Raw genomic sequence first — 20642 nt, 5'->3', positions numbered from 1 at the left:
GGGATGGAACTCGTGTCGCAAAGCCAGAGCTTCGGGGGAACACAGTCGGTCTACCGGCACCGGTCCGAAGCCTGCGCTGCGGAAATGACTTTCGGCCTCTACCTGCCGCCTGTGGCGCGGACCCGTCCGGTGCCGCTGCTCTGGTATCTGTCGGGGCTGACCTGCACCCATGAGAACGCCATGATAAAGGCGGGACTGCAGAAATATGCGTCGGAACATGATCTGGCGGTCGTCTTTCCGGACACCTCTCCGCGGGGCGAGGGTGTTGCGGACGATCAGGCATACGATCTCGGACAGGGCGCCGGTTTCTACGTGAATGCGACGCAGAAGCCCTGGGCGCGGCATTTCCGCATGTATGACTACGTCGTTTCCGAACTGCCGGCGCTGCTACAGAAGGAGTTGCCGCTCAACGGCGTCTTCGGCATCACCGGCCACTCGATGGGTGGCCACGGCGCCTTGACCATCGCGTTTCGCAATCCGGAGACCTTCCGGTCGCTCTCGGCCTTTGCGCCGATCGTCAACCCGACGCGTTCGGACTGGGGAAGGAAACAGTTTTCCGCCTATCTCGGCGACGACGAAGCTCATTGGGCGAAACACGACGCCTGCCTTCTCCTGGCCGATCTCGGCTGGAATGGAGACATCCTGATCGATCAGGGTTCATCCGACCAGTTTCTCGAGCAGTTGCGACCCGAGGCGATGGCACGGCTGATGGCGGAGCGGCGCCAGCCCGGCATGCTGCGCATGCAGGCCGGATACGATCACAGCTACTATTTCGTGGCGAGTTTCGCCGAGGACCATGTGCGTTGGCATGCGGAGCGGCTGAAGGCCGCCTGAAGGAGAGGACAGGCATGATTTCACGACAGGCTTTGATTTTTGCATTGGCCGGCACGCTCGCGACGAGCCTTGCCGCACCGGTCACGGCGATGGAGGGCCTCAATGGCGACCCCGCCGCGGGAGAGAAGGTTTTCCGCAAGTGTCAGGCCTGCCATGCGATCGGTCCCGGCGCGGTCAGCAAGACGGGACCGCTGCTGACGGGCGTGGTCGGGCGTCCCGCTGGCAGCATCGCCGATTACTCCTATTCCGCGGGCATGGCCAAGGTGGCAGGGGAAGGGCTGGTGTGGGCGCCCGAGAAGATTTCGGAGTTCCTGACCAATCCGAAGGCATTCGTGCCCGGAACGAAGATGACTTTCGCGGGGATTCGCAAGGATCAGGAGCGGGCCGATCTCATCGCCTATCTATCGACGTTCAACCAATAGAAAGGAGCCAGGATAACCACTTTAGCATGGACCGGAGCGCCGGCGGAACCGGCCGTGGAAGGTCATGAGGCGCTTCGCAAGGCCGATGCCGGGATGGAGGAGACCGAAAGGTTGTCCCGGGGCGAAGGGGGTGGAGGACCCTGATCGGCGGTACCCAACGGGAGGATAGCATGAAGAGATTGCTCACATTGCTCGCCGCATTCGCGCTAGGCAGCTCGCAGGTCGCCTTCGCCAATTCGGATTTGCAGAAACAGATCGACGACCCCAACCAGTGGGTCATTCAGACGGGCGATTACGCCAACCAGCGTTATTCGAAGCTCGATCAGATCAACAAGGAAAACGTCGGAAAGCTGCAGGTCGCCTGGACCTTCTCGACGGGCGTCCTGCGTGGCCATGAAGGCTCTCCGCTGGTCGTCGGCAACATGATGTATGTGCATGCGCCGTTCCCCAACACGGTCTTCGCGCTCGACCTCGACAAGGAAGGCCAGATCGTCTGGAAATACGAACCCAAGCAGGATCCGGACGTCATTCCGGTGATGTGCTGCGATACCGTCAATCGCGGTGTCGCCTATGCCGAGGGCAAGATCTTCCTGCACCAGGCTGACACCACCGTCGTCGCACTCGATGCCAAGACCGGAAAGATGATCTGGAGCGTCAAGAACGGCGATCCGAAGAAGGGCGAAACCAATACCGCGACAGTATTGCCGGTCAAGGACAAGGTCATCGTCGGCATTTCCGGCGGCGAGTTCGGCGTACGCGGTTCGGTGACCGCCTATTCCATGGCAGACGGCAAGCTTTTGTGGCGCGGCTATTCGATGGGTCCCGACAGCGACACGCTGATCGATCCGGAAAAGACCACCCATCTCGGCAAACCGGTCGGCAAGGATTCCGGTCTGACCACCTGGGAAGGCGATCAGTGGAAGATCGGCGGCGGCACGACCTGGGGCTGGTATTCCTACGATCCGGAGGAGAACCTGATCTATTACGGCTCGGGTAACCCCTCGACCTGGAACCCGACCCAGCGTCCGGGCGACAACCGCTGGTCCATGACCATCTTCGCCCGCGATGTCGATACCGGCATGACGAAATGGGTCTACCAGATGACGCCCCATGACGAATGGGACTATGACGGCGTCAACGAGATGATCCTGACGGAGCAGGATTTCGGCGGCAAGAGCCGCAAGCTGCTCACCCATTTCGACCGTAACGGCTTCGGCTATACGCTGGACCGGCTAACGGGCGAGCTTCTGGTTGCGGAGAAATACGATCCCGCCGTCAACTGGGCGACCGAGGTCGTGATGGACCCGAAGTCCGAACAATACGGCCGTCCGCAGGTCGTTGCGCAGTACTCGACCGAGAAGAACGGCGAAGACGTCAACTCGACCGGCATCTGCCCCGCCGCTCTCGGCACCAAGGACCAGCAGCCGGCCGCCTATTCGCCGAAGACCGAACTGTTCTACGTGCCGACCAACCATGTCTGCATGGATTACGAACCGTTCCGTGTCAGCTACACCGCCGGCCAGCCCTATGTCGGGGCGACGCTCTCGATGTATCCGGCACCGGGCAGCCATGGCGGCATGGGCAATTTCATTGCCTGGGACAACAAGGAAGGCAAGATCAAGTGGTCGCTGCCCGAGAAGTTCTCCGTCTGGTCCGGCGCGCTCGCCACGGCAGGCAATGTCGTCTTCTACGGCACGCTGGAAGGCTATCTGAAGGCCGTCGACGCCGATAGTGGTAAGGAACTCTATCGCTTCAAGACGCCATCGGGGGTCATCGGCAACGTCATGACCTACAGCCATGGCGGCAAGCAGTACGTGGCCGTGCTTTCGGGCGTCGGCGGCTGGGCCGGTATCGGCCTCGCAGCCGGCCTGACCAACCCGAACGAAGGTCTCGGTGCTGTCGGTGGTTATGCGGCGCTCAGCGATTATACGGCGCTCGGCGGCACGCTGACCGTGTTCTCGCTGCCGAACTGACGGCGGCCAAACGCCAGAGAACTGGCGCGGGAGAAAAGCCCGCGCCAGTTTGCTCTCAAGGCCCAGAAGGACACAATATGAACAGCTTTGCAAAAGTCTTGCCGATCGCCCTCGCCGCATCGATGCTTGCCGGACCCGTTCTGTCGCAGGATGCCGAAAAGAAGGTCGACAACATTACCGCCGTCACCAGCGAGGACGGCCGCTATTATACGGCAGACGGCGTGCCGACCTACAAGATCGCACCGGACGGGACGATCGACTGGCTGACCTATTCCGGCTTCCGGCGCTATCATTCGGAATGTCACGTCTGTCACGGGCCGGAAGGCGAGGGCTCTTCCTATGCGCCGGCGCTGAAGAACTCCGCTGTCAACATGGATTATTACGCCTTCGTCGACGTGGTGACGAACGGTCGCAAGAAGGTGGACGCGTCCCATAATTCGGTGATGCCGGCCTTCGGCGATAACGTCAACGTCATGTGCTATCTCGACGACATCTACGTCTACCTGAAGGCACGCGGTACGGATGCGCTGCCGCGCGGTCGCCCGGCCAAGAGAGAGGACAAATCCGATGCGATCCGTCAAGCGGAAGCCGATTGCCTTGGCCGCTAGGCTGTGGGCAGGGCTGCTCGCCTTCGGGCTCGCGGTCTCGGGTCATGCGCCGGTCTTCGCCCAGACGTCCGATCTGGTGTCGAAGACGGCGTTTCGCGTCTGTGCGGATCCCGCCAACCTGCCCATGTCGGATCAAGCCGGCGCCGGTTTCGAAAACCGGATTGCCGAACTCTTCGCGGCGGAGTTGAAGCTGCCGCTGGAATATACGTGGTTTCCCATGGCGACGGGCTTCATCCGGCGGACGCTTCAGGCCAACAAATGCGACGTGGTCATAGGCTATGCCCAAGGCGACGAGATGGTGCTCAACACCAATCATTACTACACCTCCGGCTACGTACTGATCGTACCTGCGGATGGCCCGCTTTCGGGCGTGACGACGATCGGCGATGCGGCACTCAGGGACAAGCGCATCGGCGTGGTGGCCGGCAGTCCACCGGCGACGCAGATGACGCATTACGGGCTGATTGCGAAAGCCAAGGGTTACGATCTGATGGTCGACCGACGCTATGAAAACCCGGCGGGCGAAATGCTCTCGGACCTGAAGGCGGGAACGATCGACGCCGCCATACTCTGGGGGCCGATCGGCGGTCCGCTGGTCAAGCAGGGCTATCCGGAATTCAAGCTGATCCCGCTTCTTTCGGAAACCACGCCGCCGAAGCTCTTCTACCGCATCACCATGGGCGTGCGGCAGGGGGAAAAGGTCTGGGAGCGCAAGCTCAATTCGCTGATCCGGCGCAACCAGGACAAGATCAATGCCATCCTGACCGATGCCGGCGTGCCGCTGTTGAACGACATGGGCACGGGACCGCTGGAGGCAAAGAAATGACCGCGCGCAGCAAGGTGGTTTTGCCTTTCCTCTTCGTCCTTGCCGTTGCGGGCCTCGCCGTGGCCGAAGAGGTGCCCGCGTCGAAGACGGTGGCCGAGGAACCTGGAGATTACCGGCAGGACGAATATCGCGCTCCGGTGCCGGCGACGCTTGCCGGCGCAACCGTCGTTTCGACGGAAGAGGCCCATCGGCTTTGGGCAAGCGGCGAAGCCGAATTCATCGACGTTTTGCCCCGCCCGCCGAAGCCGAAAGACCTGCCGGAGGGCACCATCTGGAAGGAAAAGCCGCGGATCTCGGTCAAGGGTGCGCTCTGGCTTCCGAACACAGGCTACGGCAAGCTCGCCGATGTGACGCTCGACTATTTTCGCAAGGGGCTCGAAAAGGCATCGGGTGGCGACAAGGAACATCCCCTGCTGTTCTTCTGCCTGCCGGATTGCTGGATGTCGTGGAACGCTGCCCGGCGTGCGCTGGAACTCGGTTACGGCAAGGTCTACTGGTATCCTGACGGCAGCGATGGCTGGGCGGCTGCCGGTTATCCGAGCGAACAATTGACGCCGGAGCCGGGCGGTTCCTGATTCAATTTCCGGCGGGGTTTCCAGCCCCTTCTCCGGCCGGGCCGCCCGCGAGAAACTGGCCGAAGGCCCGGGGACCGTCGCCGGTGGCGATCTCTCCTGTTACCTCAAGCTTTTCAGTGTCGATCAGTGACATGGTGTTGGATGCCCAATTGGCAACGACGACGAACCTTCTGTCAGCCGTTGTGTCGATGCCCTCAGGATATTCGCCGACGGATATGACTTTCACGGGGGCATAGGTCGTTGCATCGAAGACGCTGACGCTATCGTCATACTGGTTGGTGACGAAGCCGTGCCTGCCGGCAAAGGCAACGCTGTAGGGCCGTTCCCGCGTCCTGACCTTGCCAAGAACCTTGCCGTCTTCCGGATCGACCACGGTTACCGTGTTGCTGCCGACATCGGCGGTAAAAAGCCTCCCATCCGGCGAGAATGTTATGCCAAAGGGGCGCTCTCCAACCGTGATGCGGCGATGAAGTTCGAGCGTATCCGCGGCGAAGATGGAAACCTGATCGGAATCCCGGTCTGCCGTGGCAAGCCATCTTCCATCGGCTGAAAGGGCAAGGCCAGCCGGCGCGCTTCCGGTCCTGAGCGTCGTCCTGAATTCGAGGTTGTCCGAGGCGAGAACCCAGACGCGGGCATTGTACCAGTCGGAGACGAAGACACGCTGGCGTCTGTCATCAACGGCTATTCCCATCGGACCGCCGTCGAGCCGGCGTTCGGCTGTCGGGGCCTGAGGCATCAGGCCGTAACGCCGAACGGTCTTGCTGTCGGGGCTCACGGTAAAGACGGCCTTCAGGCTCTGCGACACCGCCACGCCGGCGGGCTGGCCGGGTACGGCCAGACGCCTGATCTCCGTTCCCCGGTCGAGATCGATCACGCTCAGATCGCTGGAAGACTGGTTCGTGACATAGGCATAGTCGGCCAGGGCGAGCCGCGGCGCCAGCAGGGCCGCAGCGAGAACCAGCGACGGAGCGCCGTTATTTGCCGAACTTCTTTTCCAGCGCATCGAGCCCTGCCTTGTATACGGCGGTGACGGCGGCAATCGCAGCCGCGTCGTTCAAATTTTCCGGCGGATCGTTGTTTGGATAGCCGCGGTAGAATGCGCCGCGCCATTCGATATGCGAGCCGCCGCTGGCGGTCGGCGTCACCGTCAGGTGCGAGGAATAGTTGGTGACGGGAAGAACGGCGATATCCACCTCGTTGATCCGGTAGGAATAGGACATCTTGGCCGCATCGTATTTATAGAGCACTTCCGAGATGGTTGGGCCGCCCTCCTTTTCGAGGGTCAGGACGCGGGTGGCGTCGATGGCGTTGCCGCCTTCGCCCGTCGTCGAAAAGACGGCGGGATGCCAGCTCATGTCCTGGAAATTGCCAATGACCGCCCAGACGGCATCGGGCGCGGCCGCGACATCGACGGCAAGGGTGAGTTTCTGGCGGGTCGGTCCATGGGCGAAGGCGATCGCCGGCACGAACAGCAGAAACGTCAGCAGAAGGTTACGGATATAGGGCATGCTTCCTCCTCACGATTTAAAGAAATGGTTTTTCAGGATGTAATCGAGCCCGCGCAGCCAGCTCACATCGGTGTTGGACCTGATGTCGACGGCGAGCGCCCGCAGCGCCTCGCCGGTTTTCACCTCCCGCAGAACGAGGTTCATGGAGAGGATCAGGTTGGAGACTTTCTGCACTTCTCCGACCAGTACGTAATCGGCGCCGAGGCGTTCGGCCATGCGCAGTTCGCAGCCATAGCAATCGGCGGGGTTGACGGTGTTGGCGAGTTCTTCCGCGATCGGGCTGTTGTCGAGGATGACGAAACCCTTTTCTGCAAAGCGCTTGCGTGTTGTCTCCTCGAGAAGTCGGGTGCGGGCGGTCTGGTCCGGGCGTTCGCCGTTATAAGCACCTTCGGTCGAGGTATCGATGAAGGTTATCCCGAGAAAGGCGATTTTCGCATTGGGTTTCAGCGGCTTGTCCAGGTTCGACAGGGCAAGCGGGGGCATCAGGATCAGGAAAAGCGATAACAGGATGCGCAGCATGCGGGTGAGGGTAGCATAGCGAAATTGCGACACCACGATCCATAAGTATCGGTTTCGCTGCACAACCCTGACTGTTATCCTCACCTTCAGGACGGTCAGGAAGATTGGGAGGTCATTCCGACAATGTCTAAGCCGCAGCTTACGCTTGCCACCCTTTGCCTTGCGCTTTTTGCGGCACCCGCTTCGTGGGCGCTTGAGGTGAAGGTTGCCTTGCTTCGCGTCGACAAACCCATGCCGCCGCCGATTTCGCGGCTCGACGTGCCGCCTGCGGATCTGGGGCTTGCCGGCGCCAAGCTCGGCAATGAGGACAATCGCACCACAGGCGCCTTTACCGGCACGGATTACAAGCTGACCACCAGGACGGTGACGCCGGCGGAGGCCCTTGCGGCGCTGGATGCCCTCAAGGCCGAGGGTATCGGCCTCGTTGCGGTGATTTCAGACGGGGATACGCTGAAGCAGCTCGCGGACCGGGCCGGTCCCGACACATTGATCCTCAATGCCGGTGCCCGCGACGATGCCCTGCGCGATGGCGAGTGCCGGGCAAACGTGCTGCATGTCTCGCCCAGCCGTTCGATGCTGACCGACAGCGTCGTGCAGTTCCTGATGTGGAAGAAATGGGCGCGGATCATGCTGATCTATGGCTCCCACCCCGAAGACAAGCTGCTCGCCGAGAGCTATCGCAAATCGGCCGCGAAGTTCGGCGCCAAGATTGTCGAGGAGCGCGAATTCGTCGACACCGGCGGTGCGCGGCGCACCGATACCGGCCATGTGCAGGTCCAGCGGCAGATCCCGGTTTTCACCCAGGAGGCCAAGGAGCACGACGTTACCATCGCCGCCGACGAGACGGATGTGTTCGCGGCCTATCTGCCTTATCATTCCTGGGACCCGAGGCCGATTGCCGGCTCGGCGGGGCTGATGCCGCTGTCGTGGCATCCGGCGCATGAATCCTGGGGCGCCACCCAGTTCCAGCGGCGTTTCGAAAAGCTTGCCGGCCGTAGCATGCGTGAGGAGGACTACCAGGCCTGGCTTGCCATGCGGGTTGTCGGGGAAGCCGTCACGCGCTCCGGCAAGGCGGATGCGAAGTCGATCCGCGACTATGCGCTTTCCAAGGATTTCGATCTTGCCGCCTTCAAGGGACAGAAACTGACCTTCCGCACATGGAACGGCCAGATGCGGCAGCCGATCCTGCTCGGCGACGGACGCATCACCGTCTCCGTCTCGCCGCAGGACGGTTACCTGCACCAGTTCTCCCCGCTCGACACTCTGGGGATCGACGCGCCCGAAACCGCCTGCCACGCCTTTGGAGGATAAGCATGCTGAAACCCGCCTTCGTGATCCTGCCCCTTGCGCTCATGATGAGCGGACCGGCGCTCGCCAACAAGGTGTTCGTCACCAATGAGCGCGGCAACAGCGTCACCGTGCTCGACAGCAAGACCTGGGAAAAGATCGGCGAATTTCCCGCTGGCAACCGGCCGCGCGGGATCACCATCAGCCCTGATGGCAAGGAACTCTATGTCTGCGCATCGGATGACGATACCGTCAGGGTCTTCGATCCGGAAACCTACAAGGAACTGCACACGCTGCCGTCCGGACCCGATCCGGAGCTCTTTGCGCTGCATCCTTCCGGCAACCCGCTCTACATCGCCAATGAGGACGACAATCTGGTGACCGTGGTGGACACCAGGACGCATCAGGTGCTCGCAGAAATCCCCGTCGGCGTCGAGCCGGAAGGGGTGGCCGTCAGTCCCGATGCCAAGACGCTCATCAACACGTCCGAAACCACCAACATGGCGCATTTCATCGACACCTCGACCTACGAGATCGTGCACAACGTGCTGGTCGACCAGCGGCCGCGCTATGCCGAATTCACCGCCGATGGAAAGAAGCTCTATGTCAGCGCCGAGATCGGCGGCACCGTTTCGGTCATCAATCTCGGCGGCGAGGGTGAGCTGAAGGTCGACAAGAAGATCACCTTCGAGGTTGCGGGCGTCCTGCATGAATGGCTGCAGCCCGTCGGCGTCAAGGCGACCCGTGACGGCTCGCGTGTGTTCGTCGCGCTCGGGCCGGCGAACCGGGTTGCCGTTGTCGATGCGGCGACGGATGAGGTGCTCGATTATCTGCTGGTGGGGCAGCGGGTCTGGCAGATGGCCTTCACCCCGAAGGAGGATTTTCTCGTCGTCACCAACGGCAATTCCAACGATGTCAGCATCATCGACGTGAAGGCGGAGAAGGTCATTCGTTCGGTGCCGGTCGGCGAACAGCCATGGGGCGTGGTGGTGGCGCCGGATTGATTTTGGACATGCAATTTCATTGGGAGGATTTCGAACATGCATAAGGTCCTAATCGCGGCATTTGCCGCCTTGCTGGCGGTTCCGGCGACGGGAATGCTGGCGAACACACCGGCTCTTGCCGCGCCGCTTTGCGACAAGCTCGGGTTCGCCGGGCTGCTCGCCAAATGCAATCGCGGCGAGCCGATCGAGCTTACGCTTGCATCCGGCAAGCCGCTCGGGGCGGGCGAGGTGAAGCTGCAATCCGGCGCCTATTACGAGCTGAAGGTCACCGCCGACGGTTCGGCCGAACTGGCGATCACGGGGCCGGAATTCTTCCGGGCGATCTGGATGAACGAGATCGTCATCAACGGCATCGAGGTGCGGCCGATGGCGATCGACAGCCTTGAATTCGACAAGGCCGGTCTCGCCACTCTGTCGTTCATCGCCATCAAGCCCGGCAGTTACGAGGTTCGCATCCCGAATACGGCGAGTGACAGCCAGAAGATCAAGATTGCCATTCAATAATTCTGTTCAGGAGGAGCAGGGACATGACAAAACATTTGATGACGATTGCCTTTCTTTCCGCCGTTTTCGCCATACCGCTCAGCGCTTCCGCCGAGGAAGTGCCGGCCGACAAGCAGACGGCGATCCTCGCTATGCTGAAGACCATGCAATGCGAGGTCGATCCGGCCAATATCGAGGCGGATGACGGTGGGTTCGAACTGGATGACGTCTTCTGCGCCGATGGGCAGTACGACATGAAGCTGAACGCCGATCTGAGCGTCGCCGATAAGCGCAAGGAATAGCACTTGTCGGCGTTTCCTGCCGGGCCGGAGAATCGTGTAAGAACGCAACGGCGAGTGGACCGGCGGGAAAAGGCAGGTCCTGGGAGGTCTGGAATGATGAAGATATCTACGGGAATTCTGTCTGGCGTACTGGCAGGCTGTCTGCTGGCGATGGGCATTACGCTGGCGATTGCCGAGGAACCGCCGAAGCTGCGCGCCGCCATGCTGGCGTCCGGCACGGTCAACTGGGAAATCACCACGATCAAGGCCAATGGCTTCGACCGGAAGAACGGTTTTGAGATGGCCGTGCAGGATTACGCGGATAACGGCGCGACGCGCGTCGCCTTCGAAGGCGGCGAGGCCGATACCATGGTGGCCGACTGGATCTGGGTGGCCTATCAGCGGGCGGCGGGCAAGGACTATGTATTCATTCCCTATTCGCGTGCGGTTGGAGGGCTGGTCGTCAAGGATGACAGCCCTGTGAAGGCCTTGCCGGATCTTGCCGGCAAGAAGATCGGCATCGCCGGCGGGCCGCTCGACAAGAGCTGGCTGATCCTCAGGGCTTACGCAAAAAAGAAACACGGCATGGATCTGGCCGGCGAAACCGAGCAGGTGTTCGGCGCGCCGCCGCTGATCTTCAAGGCGGCTCTGTCGGGTGAAACGGTGGGTGCCGTCAATTTCTGGCATTTCCTCGCCAAGATGAAAGCGAAGGGCATGCACGATCTCGTGACCGTTGCCGACGCCGCAACCGAACTCGGCCTCGATCCGGATACGCCTCTGCTCGGCTATGTGCTGAAGGGTGACTATGTCGCCGCTCATCCCGAGATCGCGCGGGGGTTCCATAAGGCTTCGCTTGCCGCCAAGGAGTTACTGCGCAGCGACGATGCCGCCTGGGAGGGGTTGCGCGGTCAGATGAATGCCGCCGATGACAAGGAGTTTCTGGCGCTTCGCGATGGCTACCGCGCCGGCATTCCGAGCGGCAAGCCCATTGACGAGGCAGCGGCCGACAGGTTCCTGAAGATCATGGCCGAACTCGGCGGCGAGGAACTGGTCGGCAAGGCCACCTCCCTGCCGGAAGGAGTATTCCTCCACCTTGAATGAGGCCCTACGAAATCCGGTGGTGGTCCGTTCCGTTTCGCTCGGTCTGATCCTGCTTGTCTGGATCGTTGCCGCAGGGCTGACCGCCGACGCGACCGTGCTGCCGCAGCCGTGGACGTTGCTTGAACCGTTCGTCCGTGTCGTCGGCTCCGGCGCGTTGCCTTATCATCTGGGTATGACGCTGTTTCGGGTTGTCTGCGCCTTCGTGCCGGCCATGCTGATCGGGGCGGCCATCGGCTTTCTGATGGGGCGTTTTCCGAGTGTCGACCGCTGGCTCGATCCCTGGCTCGTCGTGTTCCTCAACCTGCCGGCGCTGGTGCTGATCGTGCTCTGCTATCTCTGGATCGGTCTCAACGAGACGGCGGCGATCCTGGCGGTCGTGCTCAACAAGATCCCCAATGTCGCGACGCTGGTGCGTGAGGGCGCACGGGCGCTCGATCCCGATCTCGATGCCATGGCGAAGGTCTATCGCATGAGCGGTTTTTCAAGGCTGTGCCATGTGGTGTTGCCACAGCTTGCGCCCTTTCTTGCGGGCGCCGCCCGGTCCGGCATTGCAGTCATCTGGAAGATCGTGCTGGTCGTCGAGTTTCTGGGGCGTTCCAGCGGCATCGGCTTCCAGATTCATTTCTATTTCCAGCTTTTCGACGTCGCCATGGTGCTGGTCTATGCCTTGACCTTCATTGCCGTGATGCTCGTGGTCGAGGCCCTGCTGCTGCAACCGGTGGAACGTCGGGCGCGGCGCTGGAGGACGGCATGATAAGGGTCGATATCCGCCGCAAGGCCTTCGGAGACAATGTCATTTTGAAGGATGTCCGCTTCGAAATGGGAGTTGGAGAAACCGTCGCCATTCTGGGATCGTCGGGTATCGGCAAGTCGACCCTACTCCGGTTGATCGCCGGCATCGATCCGGTTTTCGAAGGAACGGTCGAGCGCCCGGCCAATATCGCCATGGTGTTTCAGGAGCCGGTGCTGCTGCCCTGGCGCAGCGTCTTGCGGAACCTGACCATCGTGCATCCGGCGCTTGGCGACGAGGCAGCCCTTTCAGCGCTTCACCGCATCGGCATTGCCGACAAGGCCGGACTTTTTCCTGGGCAGTTGTCGCTCGGCCAGCAGCGCCGGCTGGCGCTGGCGCGGGCCTTTGCCGGAAGGCCGGAACTGCTGGTGATGGACGAACCTTATGTCTCGCTCGATCCCGAGACCGCGGAGGAGATGCTGGAACTCACGGAAGCGCTGGTTGCCGAGACACGGCCGGCCGTCATTCTGGTGACCCATTCGGAAAGGGAGGCGGAACGTCTGGCCGACCGACGGCTCCGGCTTGCCGGTCACCCCGCCACGATCCTCAACCGCGAGGATGATGCCGTCTCCAAACGGGGGACGGCGCGGTGAAGGGGCTGGATATCCGCCATGTCAGCTACCGTTACGGTGAACGCAAAGCGCTTGACGATGTCAGCTTTGCCGTGACGCCCGGGCGCTTCTGCGCCTTGCTCGGCCCGAACGGCGCCGGCAAGTCCACGCTCTTCGCCCTGCTGACGCGGCTGATCGTGGCGGACGAGGGGACGATCGGTGTCGCCGGTTTCGATATCGCGCGCTCGCCGCGATCCGCGCTTGCCCGTATCGGCGTCGTTTTCCAGCAGCCGACGCTCGACCTCGACATGACGGTCAGGCGGAACATGCGCTATTTCGCCGGCCTGCATGGCCTCTCGGGACGCGAGGCTGCGGATGCCATCGAGCGGTCGCTGGAACAGCTCGGCATGGCCGAGCGCGCCGACGAGCAGGTGAGGGCGCTCAATGGCGGCCATCGCCGACGCATGGAGATCGCCCGCGCGCTGGTGCATCGACCCGACATTCTGCTGCTCGACGAGCCGACGGTCGGGCTCGACGCCGCGTCCAGGCAGGCGATCACCGATCATGTGCATGGGCTGGCGGAGAGCGGTCTTGCCGTGCTCTGGGCGACGCATCTGGTGGACGAGATTGCCATGTCGGATCAGGTCGTGGTGCTGCATCGAGGCAAGGTGCTGAGCGACGGTTCGGCCTCCGACCTTGCAGGCGGGCAAGGGCTGGCAAAGGCTTTCCTTGCCATGACTGCCGAGGGTAGCGAGGCAATCGCATGAAACCCTGGCTGACTGCGCTTATCGCCATCATCACCCGCGAAAACCTGCGCTTTATCCGTCAGCGCGGGCGGTTCCTTGCGGCGCTGGTGCGGCCGCTCGTCTGGCTTCTGGTCTTTGCCGCCGGTTTTCGCGCCGCTCTCGGCGTTTCGATCATTCCGCCCTACCAGACCTATATCACCTATGAGGTCTATATCGTGCCGGGGCTTTGCGGCATGATCCAGCTGTTCAATGGCATGCAGTCGTCGCTGTCGCTGGTCTACGATCAGGAAATGGGGTCGATGCGGCTTCTTTTGACGTCGCCGCTGCCCCGCTGGTGGCTGCTGTTTTCCAAGCTGCTTGCCGGCGTCATCGTTTCCATCATGCAGGTCATGGTCTTCCTCGGTATCGCTGCGCTGACCGGCATCGAACTGCCGCCCCTCGGCTACATCGCAGTGCTGCCCGCCCTGCTTCTGAGCGGTCTGATGCTCGGAGCCTTCGGTCTCCTGATCTCCTCGACCATCCGGCAGCTCGAGAATTTCGCCGGTGTCATGAACTTCGTGATCTTTCCGATGTTCTTCCTGTCCTCGGCGCTTTACCCGCTGTGGAAGATGGCGGAGAGTTCGCCGCTGCTGCGCGATATCTGCGCCTATAACCCCTTTACCCATGCCGTCGAGCTCATCCGCTTTTCCCTTTACGGCGAACTCAATCTGGAAGCGCTTTTCTGGGTCGTCGGCTGTTTCGCGGTCTTCATGCTGGCGGCGCTCTGGGGCTACGATCCCGCCCGCGCCATGCTGCGTTCCCGAGGTCGCTGAGGCCCGGCGAGCCACCACAGCGCGAAAAACCGACACTTTCCGCTATATTGTCGCAAGACCTTTTTGCTCCGATCCTGTCCTTGAAATGATGGCGCTGGAGGCGTCAAAACCCGAGGAGGAGGACCCCATGATTAAGCTGCATCCGTCCATCGACAACGGCTGGCCGCCAGCAAAGGCCGGTTTTTCCGGTGGTACCTTGAAGTGCAAATGCGCGACCAATCCGGTGACCGTTTCGATCGGCGCGCAGACGGCGCACAACCACGCCTGCGGCTGCACCAAATGCTGGAAGCCGAAGGGCGCGATCTTCGCCCAGATCGCTGTCGTGTCGCGCGACAAGGTCAAGGTCACCTCGGGCGAGGAAAAGCTCTACATTGTCGATTCCGGTGCCACGATCCAGCGCCACGCCTGCAAGGAATGCGGCACCCACATGTATGGCCGCATTGAGAATACCAAGCATCCCTTCTACGGGCTCGACTTCGTCCATACGGAACTTAGCGACGAAACCGGCTGGTCGCCGCCGGAATTTGCGGCTTTTGTTTCCTCGGTCATCGAGAGCGGGGTCAGTCCGGACCTGATGCCGGAAATTCGGGCGCGTCTCAACGAGTTGGGCCTGCCGCCCTATGATGCGCTTTCACCGGCGCTGATGGATGCGATCGCCACACATATTGCCAAGCAGTCGGGTGCACTGGCCGCATAAAGAGGGAGACGGGAAGGCCTTCCGGCCTTCGACCCCGCAGTGGTCATATTCAGAGAAGATGGGGGCGGACGTTACGGCGAAAGCCGTCCGCATCTTCCAGCATCTGTTACGGCGAGGCCAAGCCAGCCTCCTCCCGCAACCGCCCGTTTTTCCGCATCCCCTGCGGAAGACGGGCGGGGCTTGGAGGAGCTTCGGCGCGACACCTTGAGGTTTCAGGGCGTCTGCCTCCCTATCGAAGACGGTATTACCGGCCAATCAGCGTATTGAGGTTGTCGGAGCGTCCTTCGCCTGCGCGAATGGATGCCTTGCTCTCCAGTTCCGCTGATGTCGTTTGGCCCTCAGGAATGAACCGTCACCGAAGACCAGTCGTCCGCCGGGCTACCGGCTTTCCACTTGATCGAGCAGCCGATGGAGGGCTGTTGCACGGAGGGTCCCTGTCCGGTTCGGGCAATCTGGATCATGGCTTCGAGGAGGTCGCGACGCAGGTCGCCGGCCTCCCTTTCCTTGCGCGACGCATCGAGACGGCCGCGATATTGCAGTTCCAGTCCGCTGTTGAAACCGAAGAAGTCGGGTGTGCAGACGGCGCCGTAAGCGCGGGCGACGGACTGATCTTCGTCATGGAGATAGGGGAAGGGAAGGAGGTGCTCCTCGGCGAAGCGCTTCATGTTCTCGAAGGAATCCTCGTGATAGGCGCTGGAATCATTGGAGTTGATCGCCACAAAACCGATCCCGTGCTTTTCGAGTTCCAGCGCATCCTCGACGATCCGCTCGATCACGGCCTTCACATAGGGGCAATGATTGCAGATGAAGGCGACGACAAGCCCGTTCGGCCCGGCGAGATCGTGAATCGAAAAGGCTCGTCCTTCCGTCCCGATGAGACGGGCGTCTGCCGCCTTCCAGCCGAAATCGCAAACCGGTGCCGTCGCTGCCATTGTCATCTCCCTTTGCCTGTTTCGGGGCTGGTTTCAGGCGGCTTCGCGAACCCCTTCCGATGCCTTGCGCAATGCGGAAATGTTGCCCGCATAGGCCTGTTCGCCGCCCTTGAAGATCGCGGACCCCGCAACGAGTATATCGGCTCCTGCGGACACGACCAGCGGTGCCGTCTGTGGCGTAACACCGCCGTCAATCTCGATCATGATCGGCCGCTTGCCGATCATCGACTTCACCCGCCGGACCTTTTCCACCACCGAGGGTATGAAGGCCTGCCCGCCGAATCCGGGGTTCACGGTCATCATCAGCACGAGGTCGACGCGATCAAGTGAATATTCGATGACGCTCTCCGGCGTCGATGGATTGAGCGAAACACCGGCCTTGCAGCCGAGATCGCGGATCGCCTGAAGCGAGCGGTCGAGATGGGCGCAGGCCTCGGCATGGACGGTGATGCAGTCGCAGCCGGCTTCCGCGAAGGCTGCGAGATAGGGATCGGCGGGCTCGATCATCAGGTGGCAGTCGAAAATCCTGTCCGTACGGTTGCGGATCGCCTTGATAACAGGCGGACCGAAGGTGATGTTGGGTACGAAATGACCGTCCATCACGTCGAGATGGATCCAGTCGGCGCCGGCGCGGCAGACGGCCTCTACCTCGTCGCCCAGACGGGAAAAATCGGCTGACAGCACGGACGGCGCGATGATGATGTCGGATGTCGTGTTGGATGTCATCTCGGTTATCACGGCGATACCTCCCGGTTCCGATTGGGCATGGTGAAGACGCGGCTCGCCGCAATGTCGCGGTCGATGATGGTCGAAAGCTGCTCGGCATCGACCGGTCCCTTCGTCTCCTCGAACAGGCGGTTCGCCTGTCGCAACCGCGCCCGGTCGAGCGCATTGCGGATGGAGCGGGCATTGGCAAAATGCGGCTGGCCGCGGCGGCGGGCGATATAGTCGGCCATCACCGTCACGGCACCCCGGTCGAGACGATAGCCCTGTCGCTCCAGCATGCTTTCGGCGATCGAGAGCAGTTCGCCATCGTCATAATCCGGGAAGTCGATGTGGTGGGCGATGCGCGAACGAAAGCCGGGATTGCTCTCGAAGAAGCGATCCATGCGGTCGGAATAGCCGGCCAGGATCACCACGAGGTCGTCGCGGTTGTTTTCCATGACCTGCAGCAGGATTTCGATTGCCTCCTGGCCGTAGTCGCGCTCGTTGTCGGGACGGTAGAGGTAATAGGCCTCATCGATGAAGAGCACGCCGCCCATGGCCTTCTTCAAGATCTCCTTGGTCTTGGGCGCCGTGTGGCCGATATATTGGCCCACCAGATCGTCGCGGGTCACCGAGACCAGATGACCCTTGCGGATATAACCCAGCCGGTGGAGCAGGTCGGCCATGCGCAGCGCCACCGTGGTCTTGCCGGTGCCGGGATTGCCGGTGAAGCTCATGTGCAGGGAGGGCGGCTCGTGGGAAAGCCCCATGGCGCGGCGTGCCCGCTCCACCAGCAGCAGCGCCGCGGTTTCGCGGATGCGCTGCTTCACCGGCTTCAGGCCGACAAGCTGCTGGTCCAGTTCGTCGAGAATGTCGCTCACGCCCGATGTGCGATATTCCTCCCTGAGATCGACGGTTTCGGGCGGTCCTTCGTCATCCGGGATCTTCTCTGGCATCGCCATCGTCCTTCCTCCTTCTCATGCCGTTGTTTCGGTCAGCGGGCGGTCGCCCAGGAGTAATGCTGCGACCGGCTGCGGATGTCGGTCCGGGTCATCGCGATTTCCGGCTCGTGTTCCGGGCGGTTGACGATGAAGGACATGGTCACGGTTTCGAGGCCGCGGGTGGAGTCGAAGGCGTTGAGCCGGATGTAGTGCTGCGGATAGGCCTTGCGGCAATCGGCGAGTTCCATCGTCACGCCCTTGGCGTCCTTCAGGTCGAACATGGGGTTGCCCCACATTTCCCAATAGGTGTTCCGCGGGTGAGGATCGTCGGTATATTCGATGCCAATGGCCCAGCCCCTGCGCAGGCAGTATTCCACCTGCGCGGTGATCTGTTCGTCCGTGAGGTCGGGCAGGAACGAGAAGCAGCCCTGGGTGATACGCATTTCCGTTCTCCTTCTTTTTTAATGTCAGGCCACGCTTACGCTCGGAACGAAGTCCGAGGTGTCGGTCGGGGTGTAGTTGAAACTGATATTGCCCCACGTCTCGAGCGCGGCCTCCAGCGGCTTGCACCACCTGGCGGCGGCGCGCAGGATTTCCGGCCCTTCATTGGCGATGTCACGCCCCTCGTTGCGGGCGAGCACCATGGCTTCGAGCGCAACGCGGTTCGCGGTGGCGCCCGCCTGGATGCCCATCGGATGGCCGATGGTTCCGCCGCCGAACTGGAGCACCACATCGTCGCCGAAGAGGTCGAGCAACTGATGCATCTGGCCGGCATGGATGCCGCCGGAGGCGACCGGCATCACCTTCTTCAGGTCCGCCCAGTCCTGCTCGAAGAAGAGACCGCGCGGCAGGTCCACCTCGTTCATCATCTCGCGGCAGACATTGTAGTAACCCTGCACGGTCAGCGGATCGCCTTCGAGCTTGCCGACGGCGGTGCCGGCATGGAGATGGTCGACGCCTGCAAGCCTGAGCCATTTGGCGATGACGCGGAAGGAAATCCCGTGGTTCTTCTGGCGGGTATAGGTGCCATGGCCGGCCCGGTGCATATGCAGGATCATGTCGTTCTGGCGGCACCATTCGGACATGGACTGGATCGCGGTCCAGCCGATGATGAGGTCGACCATGACGATGACGGAACCGAGTTCCTTGGCGAATTCGGCGCGGCGGTACATTTCCTCCATCGTGCCGGCGGTAACGTTGAGGTAATGGCCCTTGACCTCGCCGGTGACGGCGGAGGCGTGGTTCACCGCCTCCATGCAGTAGAGGAAGCGGTCGCGCCAGTGCATGAAGGGCTGCGAGTTGATGTTCTCGTCGTCCTTCATGAAGTCGAGGCCGCCCTTCAGGCCTTCATAGACGACGCGGCCGTAGTTCTTGCCGGAAAGGCCGAGCTTCGGCTTGGTCGTCGCGCCGAGCAGCGGCTTGCCGAACTTGTCCAGCCGTTCGCGCTCGACGACGATGCCGGTCGGCGGTCCCTTGAAGGTTTTTACATAGGCGACGGGCAGGCGCATGTCTTCGAGACGCGCGGCCTTCAGCGGCTTGAACGAAAAGACGTTGCCGATGATCGAGGCCGTCAGGTTGGCGATCGAACCTTCCTCGAAAAGGATCAGATCGTAGGCGACGTAGCAGAAATACTGCCCCGGCGTGCCGGGCACGGGATCGACCCTGTAGGCCTTGGCGCGGTACTGGTCGCAAGCCGTCAGGCGGTCCGTCCAGACGACGGTCCAGGTGGCAGTCGAGCTTTCGCCGGCAACTGCTGCCGCCGCCTCGATCGGATCGACGCCATCCTGCGGCGTGATGCGGAAGAGCGCGATGAGGTCGGTGTCCTTCGGCACGTAGTCGCCGTTCCAGTAGCCCATCTGCGCGTATTTCAGCACGCCCGCCCGGTAGCGTTCTTTGCCCTTGATTTCGGTCTTTGCATCGGCGTTCATGGCTCTGTCCTTTCCTGTTTTCGGTAGGGGATCAGGCGGCTTGCGACCGCGCCGTCTGGGGTTTCAGGCTTCCGTTGGCATAGCGTTTCGCCATGTCACTCATCGGGATGACCTTGATGCGGGAGGCATTGCCCGCCGTGCCGAAGGCCTCGAAGCGCGCCTTGCAGACGGCAGCCATGGCATCCATTGCGGGTTTGAGGAATTTGCGCGGGTCGAATTCGTCCCGGCGCGTGTCGGCGACGCGGCGAAATTCCGCGGTCGCCGCAAGGCGGAGGTCGGTGTCGATATTGACCTTGCGGACGCCGAAGCGGATGCCGCGGACAATCTCTTCCACCGGCACGCCATAGGTCTCGCGCATCGCGCCGCCATGGGCGTTGAAAACCTCCTGCCATTCCTCGGGCACGGAGGAAGAGCCGTGCATGACGATGTGGGTGTCGGGCAGGCGGCGATGGATTTTCTCGATGACATCCATGGCCAGAACCTCGCCGGTCGGCTTGCGGGTAAACTTGTAGGCGCCGTGCGAGGTGCCGATTGCAACTGCCAGCGCATCGACGCCGGTCTCGGCGACGAAACGGGCGGCTTCGTCGGGATCGGTCAGCAATTGCGAGCGGTCGAGCACGCCTTCGAAGCCGTGGCCGTCTTCGGCTTCGCCATGCCCGGTTTCCAGCGAACCGAGGCAACCGAGTTCACCTTCCACCGAGACGCCGACCATGTGGGCGAGGCGGGCGACCTCGGCGGTGATCCCGGCGTTATAGGCGTAATCCGCTGGCGTCTTGGCGTCCTCTTTCAGCGAGCCGTCCATCATCACCGAAGTAAAACCGTGCTGGATCGCCGAAAGGCAGGTGGAAACGGTATTGCCGTGGTCCTGGTGAATGCAGATTGGGATGTCGGGATACATCAGCTCCAGCGCTTCCATCATCTTGGCGAGCATGATGTCGTTGGCGTAGGACCGGGCGCCGCGCGATGCCTGCAGGATGACGGCTGCATCGCAGGCCTTGGCGGCCTCCAGAATGGCGAGCCCCTGTTCCATGTTGTTGATGTTGAAGGCGGGCACGCCGTAGCCGCGCTCGGCGGCATGGTCCAGCAATTGACGAAGCGTGATGCGGGCCATGTCAGGCC

The 20642-nt window shown here is 61.9% G+C and carries 25 protein-coding genes; 16 read left to right on the top strand and 9 right to left on the bottom strand.

The genetic code is table 11. From position 1 onward, the window contains the following. The first annotated feature begins 3 nt into the window (after positions 1 to 3). From fghA to ACLBKR_RS15195, 6 genes are all read left to right on the top strand, one after another. Positions 4 to 834, top strand: coding sequence for an S-formylglutathione hydrolase (gene fghA / locus ACLBKR_RS15220; protein ID WP_112831341.1), 831 nt, complete (start codon positions 4 to 6; stop codon positions 832 to 834). A 14-nt stretch (positions 835 to 848) separates the two neighbouring features. Further along, positions 849 to 1256 (top strand): c-type cytochrome, encoded by a 408-nt coding sequence (locus tag ACLBKR_RS15215; RefSeq protein WP_113447816.1) that lies wholly within the window; start codon positions 849 to 851, stop codon positions 1254 to 1256. A 170-nt stretch (positions 1257 to 1426) separates the two neighbouring features. Next, a complete protein-coding gene (gene xoxF5, locus ACLBKR_RS15210) occupies positions 1427 to 3229 on the top strand; it encodes a lanthanide-dependent methanol dehydrogenase XoxF5 (RefSeq protein ID WP_112831339.1) in 1803 nt (600 codons plus the stop codon). Positions 3230 to 3351: 122 nt separating this feature from the next. After that, positions 3352 to 3837 (top strand): c-type cytochrome, methanol metabolism-related, encoded by a 486-nt coding sequence (locus tag ACLBKR_RS15205; protein ID WP_244710082.1) that lies wholly within the window; start codon positions 3352 to 3354, stop codon positions 3835 to 3837. Then, positions 3797 to 4663 carry a substrate-binding domain-containing protein gene (locus ACLBKR_RS15200; RefSeq protein WP_113426622.1) on the top strand — a complete coding sequence of 289 codons (867 nt, stop codon included), beginning with the start codon at positions 3797 to 3799 and terminating at the stop codon, positions 4661 to 4663. The genes ACLBKR_RS15205 and ACLBKR_RS15200 overlap by 41 nt, the downstream gene beginning before the upstream one ends. Beyond that, positions 4660 to 5238 (top strand): PQQ-dependent catabolism-associated CXXCW motif protein, encoded by a 579-nt coding sequence (locus ACLBKR_RS15195; RefSeq protein WP_112831336.1) that lies wholly within the window; start codon positions 4660 to 4662, stop codon positions 5236 to 5238. The genes ACLBKR_RS15200 and ACLBKR_RS15195 overlap by 4 nt, the downstream gene beginning before the upstream one ends. Before the next feature lies 1 nt (position 5239). Here ACLBKR_RS15195 and ACLBKR_RS15190 read toward each other — a convergent pair whose 3' ends face one another. Genes ACLBKR_RS15190 through ACLBKR_RS15180 form a run of 3 tightly spaced genes read right to left on the bottom strand, consistent with a single transcriptional unit; the run spans position 5240 to position 7265 of the window. Further along, positions 5240 to 6241 carry a beta-propeller fold lactonase family protein gene (locus ACLBKR_RS15190; protein WP_113447815.1) on the bottom strand — a complete coding sequence of 334 codons (1002 nt, stop codon included), beginning with the start codon at positions 6239 to 6241 and terminating at the stop codon, positions 5240 to 5242. Further along, positions 6213 to 6746, bottom strand: coding sequence for an SRPBCC family protein (locus ACLBKR_RS15185; RefSeq protein WP_113487654.1), 534 nt, complete (start codon positions 6744 to 6746; stop codon positions 6213 to 6215). Before ACLBKR_RS15185 ends, ACLBKR_RS15190 begins: the two co-directional genes overlap by 29 nt. A gap of 9 nt (positions 6747 to 6755) precedes the next feature. Beyond that, positions 6756 to 7265: a DUF3280 domain-containing protein gene (locus ACLBKR_RS15180; protein WP_113487659.1), complete on the bottom strand. Its 510-nt coding sequence runs from the start codon at positions 7263 to 7265 to the stop codon at positions 6756 to 6758. A gap of 123 nt (positions 7266 to 7388) precedes the next feature. On the opposite strand from ACLBKR_RS15180, the gene ACLBKR_RS15175 reads away from it, so the two are divergent. The 10 genes from ACLBKR_RS15175 to gfa all read left to right on the top strand — a co-directional run bounded on the left by ACLBKR_RS15175 (position 7389) and on the right by gfa (position 15017). Beyond that, positions 7389 to 8576 (top strand): ABC transporter substrate-binding protein, encoded by a 1188-nt coding sequence (locus tag ACLBKR_RS15175; RefSeq protein ID WP_113487652.1) that lies wholly within the window; start codon positions 7389 to 7391, stop codon positions 8574 to 8576. Between the two features lie 2 nt (positions 8577 to 8578). Then, positions 8579 to 9556, top strand: coding sequence for a YVTN family beta-propeller repeat protein (locus ACLBKR_RS15170; protein WP_113487651.1), 978 nt, complete (start codon positions 8579 to 8581; stop codon positions 9554 to 9556). Between the two features lie 36 nt (positions 9557 to 9592). Further along, entirely contained in the window at positions 9593 to 10060 is a 468-nt protein-coding gene (locus tag ACLBKR_RS15165) for a hypothetical protein (RefSeq protein WP_113487649.1), read from the top strand. Positions 10061 to 10083: 23 nt separating this feature from the next. Further along, entirely contained in the window at positions 10084 to 10341 is a 258-nt protein-coding gene (locus ACLBKR_RS15160; RefSeq protein WP_414899523.1) for a hypothetical protein, read from the top strand. A gap of 96 nt (positions 10342 to 10437) precedes the next feature. Further along, positions 10438 to 11421 carry an ABC transporter substrate-binding protein gene (locus tag ACLBKR_RS15155; protein WP_113487657.1) on the top strand — a complete coding sequence of 328 codons (984 nt, stop codon included), beginning with the start codon at positions 10438 to 10440 and terminating at the stop codon, positions 11419 to 11421. After that, a complete protein-coding gene (locus ACLBKR_RS15150; protein ID WP_113487648.1) occupies positions 11414 to 12175 on the top strand; it encodes an ABC transporter permease in 762 nt (253 codons plus the stop codon). Before ACLBKR_RS15155 ends, ACLBKR_RS15150 begins: the two co-directional genes overlap by 8 nt. Further along, positions 12172 to 12804, top strand: a complete 633-nt coding sequence (locus tag ACLBKR_RS15145) for an ABC transporter ATP-binding protein (RefSeq protein ID WP_113487647.1) — start codon at positions 12172 to 12174, stop codon at positions 12802 to 12804. The genes ACLBKR_RS15150 and ACLBKR_RS15145 overlap by 4 nt, the downstream gene beginning before the upstream one ends. Next, a complete protein-coding gene (locus tag ACLBKR_RS15140; RefSeq protein WP_113487646.1) occupies positions 12801 to 13529 on the top strand; it encodes an ABC transporter ATP-binding protein in 729 nt (242 codons plus the stop codon). The genes ACLBKR_RS15145 and ACLBKR_RS15140 overlap by 4 nt, the downstream gene beginning before the upstream one ends. Then, positions 13526 to 14320, top strand: coding sequence for an ABC transporter permease (locus ACLBKR_RS15135; RefSeq protein WP_113447807.1), 795 nt, complete (start codon positions 13526 to 13528; stop codon positions 14318 to 14320). The genes ACLBKR_RS15140 and ACLBKR_RS15135 overlap by 4 nt, the downstream gene beginning before the upstream one ends. 127 nt (positions 14321 to 14447) lie before the next feature. After that, positions 14448 to 15017 (top strand): S-(hydroxymethyl)glutathione synthase, encoded by a 570-nt coding sequence (gene gfa / locus ACLBKR_RS15130; protein ID WP_113447842.1) that lies wholly within the window; start codon positions 14448 to 14450, stop codon positions 15015 to 15017. Between the two features lie 338 nt (positions 15018 to 15355). Here the strand turns inward: gfa and ACLBKR_RS15125 are convergent, their stop codons facing one another. Genes ACLBKR_RS15125 through fba form a run of 6 tightly spaced genes read right to left on the bottom strand, consistent with a single transcriptional unit; the run spans position 15356 to position 20634 of the window. Next, positions 15356 to 15949 (bottom strand): thioredoxin family protein, encoded by a 594-nt coding sequence (locus ACLBKR_RS15125; RefSeq protein ID WP_113447806.1) that lies wholly within the window; start codon positions 15947 to 15949, stop codon positions 15356 to 15358. Between the two features lie 33 nt (positions 15950 to 15982). Continuing rightward, entirely contained in the window at positions 15983 to 16675 is a 693-nt protein-coding gene (rpe, locus tag ACLBKR_RS15120; protein ID WP_113447841.1) for a ribulose-phosphate 3-epimerase, read from the bottom strand. 8 nt (positions 16676 to 16683) lie between these two features. Continuing rightward, positions 16684 to 17616 (bottom strand): CbbX protein, encoded by a 933-nt coding sequence (cbbX, locus tag ACLBKR_RS15115; RefSeq protein ID WP_113447805.1) that lies wholly within the window; start codon positions 17614 to 17616, stop codon positions 16684 to 16686. A gap of 32 nt (positions 17617 to 17648) precedes the next feature. Further along, on the bottom strand, positions 17649 to 18038 hold the full coding sequence (locus ACLBKR_RS15110; RefSeq protein ID WP_113447804.1) for a ribulose bisphosphate carboxylase small subunit: 390 nt from the start codon (positions 18036 to 18038) through the stop codon (positions 17649 to 17651). Positions 18039 to 18062: 24 nt separating this feature from the next. After that, positions 18063 to 19523, bottom strand: coding sequence for a form I ribulose bisphosphate carboxylase large subunit (locus ACLBKR_RS15105; protein WP_113426632.1), 1461 nt, complete (start codon positions 19521 to 19523; stop codon positions 18063 to 18065). A gap of 31 nt (positions 19524 to 19554) precedes the next feature. Continuing rightward, a complete protein-coding gene (gene fba / locus ACLBKR_RS15100; RefSeq protein ID WP_113447803.1) occupies positions 19555 to 20634 on the bottom strand; it encodes a class II fructose-bisphosphate aldolase in 1080 nt (359 codons plus the stop codon). Positions 20635 to 20642: the final 8 nt, after the last annotated feature.

Source organism: Paenirhizobium cremeum (assembly GCF_047553425.1).
Taxonomy (GTDB): domain Bacteria; phylum Pseudomonadota; class Alphaproteobacteria; order Rhizobiales; family Rhizobiaceae; genus Allorhizobium; species Allorhizobium cremeum.
This window is presented reverse-complemented; position numbering and strand designations above follow the sequence as displayed.